This window comes from Lentzea alba (assembly GCF_047445655.1).
GTDB lineage: Bacteria > Actinomycetota > Actinomycetes > Mycobacteriales > Pseudonocardiaceae > Lentzea > Lentzea alba_A.
This window is the reverse complement of the sequence record NZ_JAJAEG010000004.1, coordinates 267,417-282,380: the sequence shown is the minus strand read 5'-3', so window position 1 is coordinate 282,380 and position 14,964 is coordinate 267,417. Positions and strand designations below refer to the sequence as shown.

General features: G+C 68.3%; 14 protein-coding genes. 7 read left to right on the top strand and 7 right to left on the bottom strand.

Annotated features, from left to right (window positions below; all coding sequences use genetic code 11):
• Positions 1-726, bottom strand: coding sequence for an ABC transporter ATP-binding protein (locus tag LFM09_RS09000; RefSeq protein ID WP_414095855.1), 726 nt, complete (start codon positions 724-726; stop codon positions 1-3).
• A 107-nt stretch (positions 727-833) separates the two neighbouring features.
• Here LFM09_RS09000 and LFM09_RS08995 point away from each other — a divergent pair, with 107 nt between their 5' ends.
• Positions 834-2,096: a sensor histidine kinase gene (locus LFM09_RS08995; protein ID WP_414095854.1), complete on the top strand. Its 1,263-nt coding sequence runs from the start codon at positions 834-836 to the stop codon at positions 2,094-2,096.
• Positions 2,087-2,776 carry a response regulator gene (locus LFM09_RS08990; RefSeq protein WP_414095853.1) on the top strand — a complete coding sequence of 230 codons (690 nt, stop codon included), beginning with the start codon at positions 2,087-2,089 and terminating at the stop codon, positions 2,774-2,776. Before LFM09_RS08995 ends, LFM09_RS08990 begins: the two co-directional genes overlap by 10 nt.
• Here the strand turns inward: LFM09_RS08990 and LFM09_RS08985 are convergent.
• On the bottom strand, positions 2,716-3,096 hold the full coding sequence (locus tag LFM09_RS08985) for a VOC family protein (RefSeq protein ID WP_414095852.1): 381 nt from the start codon (positions 3,094-3,096) through the stop codon (positions 2,716-2,718). The two genes, LFM09_RS08990 and LFM09_RS08985, sit on opposite strands and share 61 nt — an antisense overlap.
• A gap of 1 nt (position 3,097) precedes the next feature.
• Complete coding sequence (locus tag LFM09_RS08980) at positions 3,098-3,763, bottom strand: metalloregulator ArsR/SmtB family transcription factor (protein WP_414095851.1); 666 nt, start codon at positions 3,761-3,763, stop codon at positions 3,098-3,100.
• A gap of 102 nt (positions 3,764-3,865) precedes the next feature.
• On the opposite strand from LFM09_RS08980, the gene LFM09_RS08975 reads away from it, so the two are divergent.
• Together LFM09_RS08975 and LFM09_RS08970 are read left to right on the top strand one after the other, a co-directional pair.
• Complete coding sequence (locus LFM09_RS08975) at positions 3,866-5,050, top strand: MFS transporter (protein ID WP_414095850.1); 1,185 nt, start codon at positions 3,866-3,868, stop codon at positions 5,048-5,050.
• Between the two features lie 19 nt (positions 5,051-5,069).
• Positions 5,070-5,654: a histidine phosphatase family protein gene (locus tag LFM09_RS08970; protein ID WP_414095849.1), complete on the top strand. Its 585-nt coding sequence runs from the start codon at positions 5,070-5,072 to the stop codon at positions 5,652-5,654.
• On the opposite strand, the gene LFM09_RS08965 is transcribed toward LFM09_RS08970, so the two are convergent.
• The 3 genes from LFM09_RS08965 to LFM09_RS08955 are packed head-to-tail and all read right to left on the bottom strand — an operon-like array spanning position 5,651 to position 8,600.
• Complete coding sequence (locus LFM09_RS08965; protein WP_414095848.1) at positions 5,651-6,985, bottom strand: PEP/pyruvate-binding domain-containing protein; 1,335 nt, start codon at positions 6,983-6,985, stop codon at positions 5,651-5,653. The two genes, LFM09_RS08970 and LFM09_RS08965, sit on opposite strands and share 4 nt — an antisense overlap.
• Positions 6,982-7,578 (bottom strand): transcriptional regulator, encoded by a 597-nt coding sequence (locus LFM09_RS08960; protein WP_414095847.1) that lies wholly within the window; start codon positions 7,576-7,578, stop codon positions 6,982-6,984. Before LFM09_RS08960 ends, LFM09_RS08965 begins: the two co-directional genes overlap by 4 nt.
• Positions 7,575-8,600 carry a TetR/AcrR family transcriptional regulator gene (locus LFM09_RS08955; protein ID WP_414095846.1) on the bottom strand — a complete coding sequence of 342 codons (1,026 nt, stop codon included), beginning with the start codon at positions 8,598-8,600 and terminating at the stop codon, positions 7,575-7,577. The genes LFM09_RS08960 and LFM09_RS08955 overlap by 4 nt, the downstream gene beginning before the upstream one ends.
• Before the next feature lie 299 nt (positions 8,601-8,899).
• On the opposite strand from LFM09_RS08955, the gene LFM09_RS08950 reads away from it, so the two are divergent.
• From LFM09_RS08950 to LFM09_RS08940, 3 genes are all read left to right on the top strand, one after another.
• Positions 8,900-11,575 (top strand): tetratricopeptide repeat protein, encoded by a 2,676-nt coding sequence (locus tag LFM09_RS08950; RefSeq protein WP_414095845.1) that lies wholly within the window; start codon positions 8,900-8,902, stop codon positions 11,573-11,575.
• 83 nt (positions 11,576-11,658) lie between these two features.
• On the top strand, positions 11,659-12,738 hold the full coding sequence (locus LFM09_RS08945; protein ID WP_414095844.1) for a dihydrodipicolinate reductase: 1,080 nt from the start codon (positions 11,659-11,661) through the stop codon (positions 12,736-12,738).
• Positions 12,735-13,223: a carboxymuconolactone decarboxylase family protein gene (locus LFM09_RS08940; protein ID WP_414095843.1), complete on the top strand. Its 489-nt coding sequence runs from the start codon at positions 12,735-12,737 to the stop codon at positions 13,221-13,223. The genes LFM09_RS08945 and LFM09_RS08940 overlap by 4 nt, the downstream gene beginning before the upstream one ends.
• On the opposite strand, the gene LFM09_RS08935 is transcribed toward LFM09_RS08940, so the two are convergent.
• On the bottom strand, positions 13,210-14,766 hold the full coding sequence (locus LFM09_RS08935) for a GMC oxidoreductase (protein WP_414095982.1): 1,557 nt from the start codon (positions 14,764-14,766) through the stop codon (positions 13,210-13,212). The two genes, LFM09_RS08940 and LFM09_RS08935, sit on opposite strands and share 14 nt — an antisense overlap.
• Positions 14,767-14,964 lie beyond the last annotated feature (198 nt).

Sequence of the window (14,964 nt, the reverse complement as noted above, 5' to 3'; positions counted from 1 at the left end):
TCAGCTCTCCAGCTTCGCGAGGCGCTCGGCCACGTCGTGCACGGTCGGGCGGTCGAGGCGGTCCACGAGCCGGCCGTCGGCCAGGAAGATCACCGAGTCGGCGCCGGCCGCCACCGCGGGGTCGTGCGTCACCATCACGATGGTCTGGCCGGCCGTCCGCACCATGTGCCGCAACAACCCCAGGACCGTCCTGGCCGAGCCGGAGTCCAGGGCACCGGTGGGTTCGTCGGCGAACAGCACGGCCGGGCGGGAGATCATCGCGCGGGCGATGGCGACGCGCTGCTGCTGGCCGCCGGACAGTTCGCGGGGGCGGTGGCCGCCGCGGTCGGCGAGTCCGACGGCGGCCAGGACCTCGCGGACGTCGTTCCTGGACACCCTGACCCCGGCCAGCTTCGCCGGGAAAGCGACGTTCTGCTCGGCGGTCAGCGAGCTGATCAGGTTGAAGTTCTGGAACACGAAGCCGACGGTGCGGCGGCGCAGTTCGGTGAGCACGCTGTCCGGCGCGGTCGTGATGTCGCGGCCGGCGAGCACGACACGGCCGCTCGTGACCTGGTCCAGTCCGGCGGCGCAGTGCAGCAACGTGGACTTGCCGGAGCCCGACGGGCCCATGATCGCGGTCCAGGTGCCGTGCGGGCAGCTGAGGCTGACGTCGTCGAGCGCGGCCACGCCGGTGCTCTTCGGTCCGTGGAAACGGGTGACCTGATGCAGTTCCAGTGCTGATCTCATGGCGGGGCAAGCCAACCGCGTGCCGACCGCGGGCGTCACTGCTCAAAACTCCCGAATCCGGGGTAGCAGAACCTCTACCTCCCGACGCCTTCACTACGGTGGACGGCATGGGGGTGCGCACGATCTGGGAGTCGGTCGGTCTTCGCCGGTTCCTGCTGACCTGGTGGCCGTGGCGCGGTTTGTCGTACGTGCTGAGCACTTTGCTCGTGTCGGGGCTGGCCGGCGTTCTGCTGGCTGTGCTGTCGCTGCCCTGGTGGTACCTGTTCACCCGGCCGGTCGTGCTGGGCGAGTTCGTGCTGGTGGGGCTGGCAGGGCTGGTGCTGCTCGGCACGGGAGGTCCGCTGGCGGCGCTGGTGGTGGCCGCTGTGGAACGGCTGCGGTTGCGGTTGATCGACGCGGATCCGGTGCGGGCGCCGCGCATTCCGTTGCGCCACCGGTACACCTCACCGGCGACGTGGCGGGAAGTCTCCTATCTGGTCGTGGTGACGGTGGCGGCGCTGCCGAGCACGGCACTGTTCCTCGCCCTGGTCACGGTCGGTGCGCTGATCGTCAGCCCGCTCGTGGTCGCGCCGGGAAGACCCCTCGCACTCGGCCTCGGGCAGGCGAGCACAGTCGCGGAGGCCCTGCCGTACTCGCTGGCCGGCCTGGCGCTGTTCCCGGTGCTGCTGTACCTGTTCGCGGGGCTGGCCGGGCTGCACGGAGCGGCCGCCAGAGGGTTGCTGCGCGGACCGTCCGATCTGCGAGTCCAGCTGGTCGAGGTCTCGCAGTCGCGGGAACGCCTGGTCAACGCTTTCGACGCGGAACGGCGGCGGATCGAGCGGGACCTGCACGACGGCGCGCAGCAACGGCTCGTCGCGCTCATCCTGCAGCTGGGACTGGCGAAGCTGGAGGTGCCACCGGACTCCCCCGGCGCCGCGTCCGTGGCCACCGCGCACGATCAGGCCAAGCAGCTGCTGACGGAGCTGCGGGAGTTCATCCACGGGATCCACCCGCAGGCGCTGTCGGACCTGGGACTGCCGAGCGCGCTGGACGACCTCGCGGACCGGTCGCCGACACCCGTGACCGTGTCGTGCATTGTCCCGGAGCGACTGTCCGGTGTGGTCGAAGGCGCGGGGTACTTCGTGGTCGCCGAGGCGTTGAGCAACGCCTCCAAGCACAGCGGTGCCACCGAGATCCAGGTCTCGGCCGAGGTCCGGCACGCCACCCTCACCGTGGAGATCACCGACAACGGTCGTGGCGGCGCGGACGCGGACCGGGGCACCGGACTCACCGGCCTGGCCGACCGCGCGGCGGCCCTCGGCGGCACCCTGTCGCTCTCCAGCCCCGTCGGCGGGCCCACCACCGTACGAGCGGAGTTCCCATGCCGTTGATCCGTACGGTTCTCGCAGAGGACAACACCCTGCTGCGGGAAGGGCTCGCGGCGTTGCTCGACCGCTTCGGTTTCCAGGTGGTGGCGGCGGTCGGGGACGCGGACGCGTTGGTCGCCGCGGTTGCTGAACACACGCCGGATCTCGTGGTCACCGACATCCGGATGCCGCCGGGATTCTCCGACGAGGGTCTGCGGGCCACTGTGCGGTTGCGAGAGGACCGGCCGGAGCTGCGCGTCGTGGTGCTGAGCCAGTACGTGGAGACGTCCTACGCCGCTGCCCTGCTGGATTCCGGTGGTGGCGTCGGCTATCTGCTGAAGGACAGGGTCGGTGAGGTGCGGGAGTTCGTCGAGGTCCTGCACCGCGTAGCGGCCGGCGAGACGGTCATCGACCCGGAGGTGGTGCGGAAACTGCTGAAGCGCACCCCGCTGGCTGCGCTGACCAACCGCGAGCGCGAGGTGCTCGGGCTGGTCGCGGAGGGCTACTCCAACGCCGGCATCGCCGCGAAGCTGGTGGTGTCCGAGGCCGCGGTGAACAAGCACGTCGGCAACATCTTCACCAAACTCGGCTTCACGCCGGGTGAAGACCGCAACCGGCGGGTGCTCGCGACGCTCACCTACCTTCAGGCGGGTTGGAAGAGCTCGATCGGGTTGCCGGACGGGTCGTCGAGCACGACCTGCTGACCACCGGGCCCCTTCACGATGTCGCTGCGGAACCGAACTCCCTGCAAGCGGGCCACTTCGGCCTCGATGTCGGTGACGATCAGGTGGATGCGGTTCCAGCCGCCAGGACTGGGCGTGGTGCCGTCGGGCATCGAGCGGCCAGCCGAGCTGGTCGGGCCGCTCAGCAGCAGGCGCAGGTTGCCGCGCACCACGTCCGCGAACGCCGGGGCGAAGTTCGTGCGGACGGTGAAGCCGAAGTGCTTGGTGTAGAAGGCGAGCGACTCCTCGACGTCGTCCACGAGGTAGCGCACGCTGACGAGGCTGGCCAGATCTGCGGTCATGTCAGGCCTCCTTGGGGAGGTAGCGGATGCGGCTGTCCAGTTCTGCCGCGACGGTTCGGAACGAGCTCAGGTTGTCGGGTTCGGGCAGGCTCCAGTGGACCAGGCGCGGTGGGCCGGGGAACGCGGGCAGGACCTCGCGCACCCGGTCGCACAGGCTGATCACCAGGTCGAACCTGTTGTGGTGCACGGTGTCCAGGTGCGTCGGCTGGTGCTCGAGCGTGATGCCGTACTCGGCCATCACGCGGACGGCGTTGGGGTGCAGGGGTTTCGGGTGGCTGCCGGCGCTGGTCACGTCCCCTTTCGTCCGATGCCTGAGCAGCGCCTCGGCCATCGGGGAACGGCCGCTGTTGCCGGTGCACAGGAACAGCACCCGGCGCGATGTTTCGGTCGGTGTGATCGGGTTTCGGTGGAGTGCCGCTTCGGACCACGCCTGCGCGCACCGTTCCTGGTCGAGGTGGTAGTAGGTGTCACGGCCGTCGAAGCTGCTCCTGCGGGCGATCACCAGGCCGGCGTCGCGGAGTTGCCGCAGGTGGTAGGAGACCAGGTTCTGCGGCTGGTCGACGGCGGCCACCAGCTCGCGCACCCGGCGGTCACCTTCGGCGAGCTCCTGCGCCAGCTGCCAGCGGAGCGGGTCGGCCAGCAGCCGGATGTACAGCGGCACCGACATGGCCCCGACGATACATCAATCGCCATTGATGGACCATTTAAATTAATCATCCGTTGCTTTCGGAAATGGTATTCGATTTAACATCCCGTTAGCGTCCGAACCATGCGAATCACTTTCCAGGGCTATCTGCGTGCTGTCCGCATTCCCGCGTTCCGGAGGTTCTGGCTCGGGATGATGGTGTCGCGGTGCGGCAGCGCGTTCACCGTGGTGGCGTTGTCGTGGCTGGTCCTGGACCTGGCCGGGCCGCGCGAACTGGGGCTGGTGCTGCTGTGTTCGGGGTTGCCGATTCTGGTGTGCGGACCGATCGCCGGACGGCTGCTGGACCGCTACCCGGTGCGACTGCTGCTCGGCTGGGACAACGCTTTGCGCGGCCTGTTCATCGCAGTGCTACCGGTGCTCGGGCAGTTCGGACGGCTGCACGTCGCGCACATCTGCGTGGTGGCGGCGGCGAGCGCGGCACTCGCGGCGATGAGCGAGGTGGCGGAGGGGGTGCTGGTGCCCCGGCTCGTCGAGGACGGCGACCTGGAGTCGGCCAACTCCCTGCTCTCGGTGAACTGGGAGCTGGCGTACGTGGCCGGACCGCCGGCCGCCGGGTTCCTGGTCGGCACGGCCGGAGTCGACGCGGCGCTGCTGGTCGACGCGGCCAGTTTCGCGGTGATGAGCTGGTTGTGCTTCCGGTTGCCCGATCTTCGCGTGCCCGCCCGGCCGGAACGCCGCCCGGCATTCGCACTGTTGGCGCGGTATCGACCGGCCGTGGTGCTCACGTTGTGCGCCATGGGTTTCCTATTCCTGAGTGGCGCGACCGACCTGCTGTACCCGGTGTACGCGCGCAACGTTCTGCACGACGGCGCGTTGGCGTTCGGAGTGTTGCTCGGAGCCGCTGGGGCAGGTGGGTTGTGCGGAGTCCTCTTCGGACTGCCGATGTTCCTCCGGCTGCCGCAACGGGTGCGACTCCCGTTCGTGATCGCGGCGGGGGCGCCGGCCTTGGCGGCACTGGTGTTCACGGAGGTGTTGCCGGTCGCCGCCGTGCTCGTGGCGGTGTCGTCGTTCCTGTGGGGGCCGTATTACGCGATCGAACGCTCGATGTTCCAGCGCGCTGTTCCCGACGACGTGCGAGGGCAGGTCACCGGCGCGCGTGCCGCGATGACCTCACCGGGCTATCCCCTCGGCAGCGCTGCGGGCGGCCTCCTGCTCACGGGATCCACGGCCATCGCAGTGGTCGTGCTCGCGGCGGCCTACGTGGTGCTGGCCGCTGTTCCACTTCGGATGTTGTCAACATCTGGATGACCTGAATATCCTGGCCAGCGTGGCTACGAGGCACTTGTACGTGGTGCGGCACGGTGCGGCGGACGCGTTCGGTGAGCTCACCGACGTCGGGCGCAGGCAGTCGGAACTGCTCGGCGAACGCCTGGCCGCGTTGCCGATCGACACCGTTTGGCACTCACCGCTGCCCAGAGCGGTTCGGTGCGCACAGATCGTGGGTGAGCGGGCGGGCGTCGCGGTGCGGGAAGCTGCCGAGCTGGTAGACCACGTGCCGCACGTTCCGGACGACATTCCTCCCGCGTGGGCCGGGTTCTTCGACGGGTACGACGCGTCGGAAGCTGCAGCCGGTGCACGCATCGCGGATGCGTTGATCGCCAGGTTCGCCCGTCCTGCCGACGTCGAGACCCACGAGGTCCTGGTGACGCACGCCTACCCGGTGGCTTGGCTGGTGCGGCACGCGTTGGACGCGCCGCCCGCCAGGTGGTTGGGGTTGAGTTGCGGAAACACCGCGCTGACGGCGATCGAGTATCGCGTTGGCCTGGCGCCGACGTTGTTGGTGTACAACGACATGAGCCATCTACCGGCCGAGTTGCGCTGGACTGGTTTCGGGCCCGGGGTGCGGCCCTAGCGGCGCAGGACGGCGTGGGCCGCGCTGAGACGTTCGGCTTCGTCACGTGGCGTGTGGTCGCCCGAGACGTCATCGGCCCAAGCGAGCAACCGGTCCAAGTGGGCGTCGACCGCGGTGGTGGTGGCAGGGACGGCGCCGAGCGCCACCTCGCCCGTGGTCCCGTCGATGGTGATGAGGGTGCCCCCGTCGACGGTGACAGCGGCGCTTTCGCCGGTGAGACCGTTGCCCCCTACGACGACGGCGCTTTCCCCGACGATCAAGCCGCCAACCCCGACGACTGCCGGCTTTCCCATCGCTCGCGCCACCACGGCGGCATGGCTGGCGGGGCCACCCCGGGCCGTCACAATGCCCGCAGCCGCAGCGAGACCGCGCATGTCGTGCGGCGAAGTCTCCGGACGCACCAGGATCACGGGCCCGTCCGCGGCCATCTCCACCGCCAGGTCCGCGGTGGTCGCCACCCGGCCGGTCGCAACACCAGGACATGCACCGAGCCCGCGAGCCAAGACCTTCTCGGCGGCCATCCGCGGCGTGTGCACGAGATGCCTCGGTGAGACCCGCAGAAGTGCTTCGACCCGCGAGAGTGTGCCCTCGTCGGCCAGTTCCGCGGCCACCCGGACCGCGGCGGCACCGACGAACCGGCCGGGCCGCACCTGGAGCAGCCACAGTTCGCCGCTCTCATAGGTGAACTCGACGTAGCACGCGTCCCGGTAGTGCGCCTCGATCCTGCTCAACGCGTCGAGCAGTCCGGCCCACACCGCAGGCTCGCGATCGGCGAGTTCTCCCAGCGGCAAGGTCTGCGAGTTGCCGGAGACGACGGCGTCGCCTTGATGTCCAAAAAGGACTTCGCCGAACGGGACCGCGGCGCCGGTGTTGGGATCGCGGCTGAACGCGACGCCGGTACCGCTGTGGTCATCGCGATCGCCGCGGACCATCGACTGGATGATCACGGCGGTACCGAGGTCGTGCGGGATGTCGTGGAGTTCGCGGTAGGTGCGGGCGCGCGGCGTGTTCCAGGACGAGAACACGGCCGACACCACCGGCTCCAGTTGCCCGGTCACGTTGAGGACCGTGTCCATCATGCCCGGCATCGAAACGCTTGCACCGGAACGAACCGACACCGCTCCCCCGAGGTCGATCTTGCCGAGCTCGTCCGCGAGTCCGTCGGGAAAACCCCCGTCCCGCAGGAACTCCCGGCACGCCTCGGTCGTGACGACGAACCCCGCGGGCACCGGCAACCCGAGCCGATGCAGGAGCACGAGCCCGTGCGCCTTGCCGCCGATCGTCTCCGCGGTCGCGTCCAGCGAGGCGGACAGCCGCCGGATCCACCTCACCGCGGGATCCCGAGCGTGGCGAGCAGATCCTCGTGCAGCTCCGCCCAGACTGCGTGGTACGAACCGATCTCGTCGGCCAGGTACGCCAACTCTCCCGCTGCGACACGTCGAAGCGCTTCGCCGAGTCGGACCCCGTAACGCCCGAACCGAGGCTGAGCCGCCGCGAGCTCACCGAGAACGACGGCCGCGCGTTGATGGAAGTCGGCGAAGCGGTTCAACACCCGGTCGTCATAGGCCTGGTCGCGGTGGTCGTTGATCGTCGTGACGCCGTCGACGGACCGGAGCTGCCGGGCCGTGCAGAGGTCGAGCAGTTCCGGGTTGAGCTCCATGAAACCCTTGAACGCCACGGTGATCGCAGGCCGTGCCCCAACCGAGTCCAGCTCATCCGTGATCAGCTCGACGTCCGCGGCCCGACCGGCGTCCGTCAGCCCCCACCCACCGAACTCACCGGACAGGTGCGTGACGAGCCCGTCGACCGCGAGATCGATCAACTCGGACTCCACCTCGGACTCGCTCAACCCGGTCGCGCCGGCGACCCGCCCAGCGCCCGCGAACCCGATGCACCGCAACGTGTGCAGCACCACGAGCCTCATCTCGCGACCGCCGCCGCGTGCCCGGCACCGCGACCCGCGGCACGGGCAACGATCACACCACCCCGCACGCGCACCGCGGCCTCGGTCTCGTCGCCGGGATCCGCGACCCCGAGCGCGGCAGCCACCACGGCACGGTCGTCGAGCACCAGCCGCAACAACGGCAACGTGCACACCCGCCGCAGACAGCCCGTCAGATCCGCCACCCGCAACCGCACAAGCGCACTGGTCTCGGCCGGATCGCTCGCGACAACGACCACCGTCACCTGTTCGCCGGGCCCAGCAGTCCGAACGGCTTCCTCGGCCGCACCAAGACGACCGGCCCCCAGCACCACGATCACCCCGTCGGCGCCGAGGTCGGCAGGCGCCCCGCTGATCTGGTCCACGAGGTCCCCAGGCGGCTCGAACGCCTCCGCGCACGACACAGCCGGCTTGACGAACTGCAGGTGCGGCGGCGCCCAGGTGTCGGCGAGATCGATCCCGGCCAGCTGCTCACACGCGAGCGCCACGTCGAACGGATCACCCGCTCCCGGCGCGATCTCGGCCGAGTGCCCCGCACCGTCCAGCAACGTCAGCACGAGCGAGGCCAACCGCACCCGCCTGTCTCCCGGGGATTCCAGCGCGAGGCCGAGCAGCAGCGCCTCAAGCCGGGCGACCTGTGCCAGCACCGTTCGCCCATGATCGTCGAGAACGCCGTCCAACGACCGCAACTGCAGCCGCCCCGCCGCCGCGGAATCACCCACCAGCGGCAGCCGTTCGAGCCAGACCCTGGCGAACGCACCCAGCACATCGCCCGGCGCCTCCGCGGTCGGACCGCTCTCGACCAGGTCGGTCAACACCGCCAGGTACAGCGCCCGCTTGCTGGGGAAGTTCGAGTACACCGCTCCGCGCGTGAGCTCGGCGCGCCCAGCGATCCGGTCCACCTTCGCCGACGCGTACCCGTGCTCCGTGAACTCGTCCCGCGCCGCCACCAGCACGGACGCACGCGTGCGCTCCTGCTGCTGCACCCGAGTCAGCCGAACCATCGCCACCTCATCTCGCCGCCGCGAGAATACTCACGACATCCAGATGATAACAACATCCGAGTCTGGCGAACGGGTGACCTACCTCAAGCCTTGGTAAAGGAGCGGGAATGACGTAGGTCACACCCCCTAGCCTCGAATCATGAGACTGCTGCTGTGGTTCGCGCTGGCGTGCATGTGCGCGCTCAGCGGTGATCACGTGCTCGCGGTCACCACGGCGATGCTTCTCGTCGCCTGCGCAACGGACCGCGTCCGCCCTTGACGCGGCTAACGGAGCCGGAACCCGCCACGAAACCAAGGTCATGAGCCGACACTGGTGGCGATCGTTCGCGGCGACCGACGCGGTGGCGTCCATCCTGCTGGGCGCCGTGGTGGGCGCGGCGACGAACATCCTGACCGGCGACAACCCCACCACGGCCATGGCCGTCGCACTGGCGGTAGCCCTGCTCGCCTTGGCAGTACTGGCTTTGCGGCGCGTCCGAAGCGACCTGCAAGCGGCCCGAGCCGCCCGAAGACGAGTGTTGATCCCGCTCCTCGGCGGCCCGCCGCCACCACCGCCCGGCACCAGCTCCGAACCGACGAACCTGATCGAATGGCTGTCCGCCAAGAACACTCCGACGCGGATGTGGGGCCGCAGCAAGGTTCTCACCGAGCTGACCGACTGGTGCCTGGACGACTCGCCGGGCCTCAGCGTCACGGCGTTGATCGGCGACGCCGCAGTGGGCAAGACCCGTCTCGTCGTGGAACTCGCCCGCAAGCTGCCGGACAACTGGTACACGGGCCGCGCCATCACGGCGGTCGGCGTCGCGGAAGCCGTGGAAGCGTGCGGAGATCCGTGCCTGGTGCTCGTGGACGACGCCGACCTGGCCGATCATCTCGCCGCGCTCGTCATGGCTCTGGCACCGACGACCGTTCCCGTACGGCTCGTCCTCTGCTCTCGCTCCCCCACGGCCTGGCGGCCACAGCTTCCCGAGGAACTGCGGCACGTCCTCACCTCGTCCTCGACCATCCACCTGACGCAGGTCGGCGACGTGAGCGACCTCCACCGCTGGTACTGGGACGCGGTGCGGGCGTACGCGGAAGCCTGGAAGGTGCCGGCGCCGCCCGAAACCCGCGGCCCTGTCGGCGGCCTCGCGGACGCCATCGGCGTGATCCAGATTCGTGCCCTGCTCACCGTCCTCGGGCACACGACCGGCCCGGCACTCAGCGACCTCCTGGAAGTCCTGTGGCAGGAGACCGCGAACCGGTGGTCGGCCGACACCAGACTGCCGGCAACGGTACGAAGCCCCGCCGCCCTGGCCGAAATCGTTGCGGCACAAGTCCTTCAACCCGCCGCCACCGTGCCGGAGTCAGCCGAGTCGTTGCGCAGGCTGCCGCGATTCGCCAGCACGGACACAGCGGTGCTGAGCGCCATCGCGGAATGGACCCACGACCGCCTGCCCAAGACCTGCGGTGGCTACCTGGACCTGCATCCGCAACTGCTCGCGGAACACCTGCTCAGGACGACGGTCTCCCGTGTTCCGGCGCTCATCGACGTCGGCGCCGGCGAGGCGAGGCGCCTCGGCACGCTCATCGCCAGGATGGTGCGCAACCCGGAAAACCTCACCATGGTCGAACCAGTGCTGAAGGCGAACCCGGCGCACGCCGCTGAGATCGTCACGGCGGTGTTCGAGCACGCGCCGTACTCACACGAGCTCGACAGCGCGCTGGTCACCGCGGGCTCCGCCCTGACTTCACTCACCATCCCGCACCCGTACGTGCAATGTCGCTGCGCACAGCTGAAATCGATCGTCAACGAGATGCGCGAACACAGCCCCGGCACCGAGGAACTCGCCGTCCTCGTCTCAGAGCTCGCGGAAAGACTTCAGGAAGCCGGCAACTTGACTGAAGCCGTGGCACACCAGGACGAAACGGTGAGGATCGCCCGCGCCCTCGCGACGAATGACCCGTCGTTGCGAAATCGCCAGCTGCTCGCCCTCCAGCTCCAAAGACACTGCGCGCTCCTGACCAGAACCACGAAATCCGCGGGCCTGTTGACCCTCATCGACGAAGCCGAGGCCCGGACTCGCGACGTGCTTCCGGAGACGCCGGAATTCAGGCTGAACCTCGTTGACGTGATTTCCGCGCGCGCCTTCACCCTGAGAGAACTCGGCCGGTTCGCCGAAGCGTTCACCCAGGACACCACCCTGCTCGAACTGACGATCGCCTACGTCCACGACAACCAGGACGACGCTGACGGCTACCGCAGGGTCGCGAACACGTACTCCGGCGGCGCGAGCACCCTGCGCAACCTCGACAGAATTCCCGAAGCCGCGGTGTGGGCGCTGAAGGCGGTCGACATCTTCCGGTTTCTCCACGGAACCGACATCGAGAAGTACAACATCGACCTGGTCATCAGCCTGCTCAACCTCAACAACGCGTTGACAGCCCTGGAGAAGTACCAGGAGGCGCTCGATGCAGCGGACGAGGCACTGATGTTGCTCGGACTCCCCTTCCACACGAACACCGTCGAATACGCCGACAACCTGGCGACGACACTCGGCAACAGGGCCTTCAGCCTCCGCCACCTCGGCCGGCACGCCGAAGCGCTGCAGTCAGCAAACGACGCGCTCGCAGTGCTGAGGAAACTCCACCCCAGGTATCCCGACACCTTTCTCGGCAACCTGGCACGCGCCCTGCAAACTCGCGCGATCGTGTTGCGCCACCTCGACCGGCACGAGGAGTCGCTCTGGTCGTCCACCGAAGCGTTGACCATGCTCACACCGGCGATCACCAAAAGACCGGAGCTGTACACCCTCTACCTGGCAGAGATTCTCCACACTCACGCCGTGACGATGTCGAAGACCGCACCGGGCCAGGGGGCGATGAGCGTCCTCACGGCAAGCCTGGACCTGCTGCGCGGACTCCCCGCCGACAGTGAGCGGATCACGACGAAGGTCAGTGAAGTCGAGGAGATCCTGACCCGCCTCACCCGCTGACACTGCTCCCCGCAGGTAAATCTCGTACCGGGACCTCCCGCACCGCTTCACAACTGAAACGTGTTCTAGTTATGCTGCGTGGCATGATCGCCACAGTGGTGTGGGGCACGGGAAACGTAGGTCGCGCCGCGATCCGGGCCGTCGAGGCCCATCCGGGGCTGAAGCTGGCCGGGGTGATCGTCAACAACCCCGAGAAGGTCGGCAGGGACGCGGGCGATCTCGCCGGCCTGAGCCACGAACTCGGGATCGCTGCGACCAATGACGTCGACGCGGTGCTGGCCGCGAGTCCGGGTGCCGTGATGTACGCGGCCTCCGGTGACATTCGGCCGGACGACGCGCTCGCCGACATCACCAAGGCGATCCGGGCCGGGGCGGTGGTCGTCACGCCGTCGCTGTACGCGCTCTACGACCATCGCAGCGCGCCGGAAGAGCTACGGGAACCGGTTCTAGCCGCGATCAAAGAAGGCGGCGGGTCGCTGTTCGTCTCCGGTGTGGATCCGGGCTGGGGCAACGACGTGCTCCCGATGCTCATCAGCGGGCTCGGCAGCGAGATCGACGCCGTGCGCTGCCAGGAGATCTTCGACTACTCCACCTACGACCAGCCCGACGCGGTGCGGTGGCTGATCGGCTTCGGACAGCCGCTCGACTACCAGGCGCCGATGCTCATGCCGACTGTGCCGACCATGGTGTGGGGCGGGCAGATCCGGTTGATGGCCAGGGCCTTGGGCGTCGAGGTCGAGGAGATCCGCGAGACCGTCGACCGGCGTGCGCTCGACGAAACAGTCCAGACGCGGACCATGGGCGAGTTCGAGAAGGGCACGCAGGGCGCGATCCGGTTCGAGGTGCAGGGCATCGTCAACGGCGAGCCGCTCATCGTCATCGAGCACGTCACGCGCATCCACGCGTCGTGCGCCACGGACTGGCCGATGCCGCCGTCGGGCGACGGCGCGCACAAGGTGATCATCGAGGGGCGCCCGCGCATCGAGGTCTCGGTGGAGGCCACCGACGAGGGCGAGAACCGGGCCGCCGGCGGCAACGCCACTGCGGTCGGGCGTCTGGTGAACGCGATCGACTGGCTGGTCGAGGCGGAGTCCGGACTCTACGACGCGCTCGACGTCCCGTTGCGACCCGCCGCCGGCAAGCTGGGAAGGACACCGCGATGAACCTCGACATCCCCGAGGGCAAGGACCCGATCGCGTACGTGTGGGGCGAGATGGTGCCCGGGATCGGGGTCGCCGCGGCGAACTTCTCGCTCGCCGTCTACCAGCACACCACGTTGGGCCTGCGCGAGTTCGAGGCCGCGCGGCTGCGGATCGCGCAGATCAACGGGTGCATGTTCTGCCTGGACTGGCGGACCGAACGGGACGGGCAGAAGGTCGAGGACGGGTTCCTCGACGCGGTGACCCAGTGGCGCACCACCGACGCCTTCGACGACCGCACGAGGCTGGCCGCGGAGTACGCCGAGCGGTACGCACTGGATCACCACAGCATCGACGACGAGTTCTGGTCGAGGATGAGCGAGCACTACAGCCAGGTCGAGATCGCGGAACTGAGCATGAGCATCGGTTCCTGGCTGGCGTTCGGCAGGCTCAACCGCGTGCTGGGACTGGACGCGATGTGCGTGCTGCCGAGCTTCACAGATCGGTAGCGATGATCTTCTCGATGTTGCGCTCGGCCAGAGCGGTGATGGTGACGAACGGGTTCACGGTCGTGTTGCCGGGAATCAGCGCGCCGTCCATCACGTACAGACCCGGATACCCGTGCAGGCGGCCGTAGTTGTCGGTGGCCTTGTTCAGGATCGCGCCGCCGAGCGGGTGGTAGGTCAGGTGGTCTCCCCAGATCTTGTAGATGCCGAAGAGATCCGTGCGGTAGATCGTGCCCTCCTTCGCGTTGATCTTGTCGAAGATGGTCTTGGCCGCGTTGATGGACGTCTGCTTCCAGGCGGTCTGCCAGCTCAGGTCGACCCGCCCGGCCCCGGCGTTCCAGGAGAACTCCGCACGCTGAGAGGTCTTCGTGATGGACAGGTAGAACGACGCGTACGTCTCGATCCCGGTCGGTAGCGGCGCCACCTCGGCGAACGCTCCCCCGGCGGCCCAGTTGTCGATGCCGGCGGTCGGCATGGACGACTGCAGCGCCCCGGTCGCGTCCCACATGTGGTTGGCACGACCGCACATCACGTTGCCGTTGTCGCCCCAGCCCTTGCCGATCTCGTTGTTGAGGTTCGGCAACGCGCCGGTCGCCTTGAGCTTGACCAAGAGCTTGCTCGTGCCGACGCTGCCCGCCGCGAAGAACACCCTGGCCGCGGTGACGGCCTTGGTCGTGACCACACCACCGGTGGTGTTGAGCTGTTCCATGGTCACCGTGTAGCCACCACCGGACGCCGGCACGACCGACGTGACCCGGTGCAGCGGTGAAATGGTGACGCGGCCGGTCGCCGCGATCTTCGGCAAGTAGGTCTTCTGCAACGACTTCTTGCCGTGGTTGTTGCCGTAGAGGATCTCGCCGGCCAGCGCCGACTTGGGAACGGTCCCGGCCGCCTCCTGCTTCATGTAGTTCCAGTCGTACACGTTGGGCACGTAGACGAACGGGAAGTTGGACCGCTGCGCGTGTTTCCGGCCGACGCGCGCGTACTGGTAGCACGCGGTGCTGTCGAACCAGGCCGGATCGATGACGCTGACGCCGAGCTCCGCGTTGGCCCGCGGGTAGTAGGTGCCGAACATCTCGTCGGGATTCACCGTCGGCAGCACCTCGCCGAAGTACTCGCGCCGGGGCGTGACCGCCATGCCGCCGTTGACGAGCGAGCCGCCACCGACGCCACGACCCTGGTAGACGGTGATGCCGCTGAACTCCTCGGCGTCGAGAATCCCGGTGTAGCGCGGGATGTCCTTGTCGAGCGGGAAACCCAGGAAGTTGCTCAGCGGTTGCTTCGTCCTGGTGCGCAACCAGAACGACCGCTGGTCCGGAGTCGTCGTGTTGGCGAAGATCTTGCCGTCCGCGCCTGGCGTGTCCCAGGCCATGCCCATCTCGATCATGTGGACGTCCACGCCGGCCTGGGCGAGACGCAGGGCTGTCACACAACCGCCGTAACCGGTGCCGATCACCAGAGCAGGGACGCTGGCGGCATCGGAGATCGAAGTGGACGTGTCGGCTCGTGCCCGGGAACTGAGACCGCCGAGGGCCAGCGCACCCAGAATAGAACCGGTTCCAGTAATGAACGAACGTCGAGAGGGACCATTGAAACCGTTGTCACACGTCATTGTGTGGGCCATGTGATCTTCCTCACTCTAGCCGTATGAGAACAAGTTATACCGGCGGTTGTCCGTCAAGTCACTACCTGGTAGGACCGGTTCATCTGGCTAGCGCAAACGGATCACGCGCACAGCGGCCTG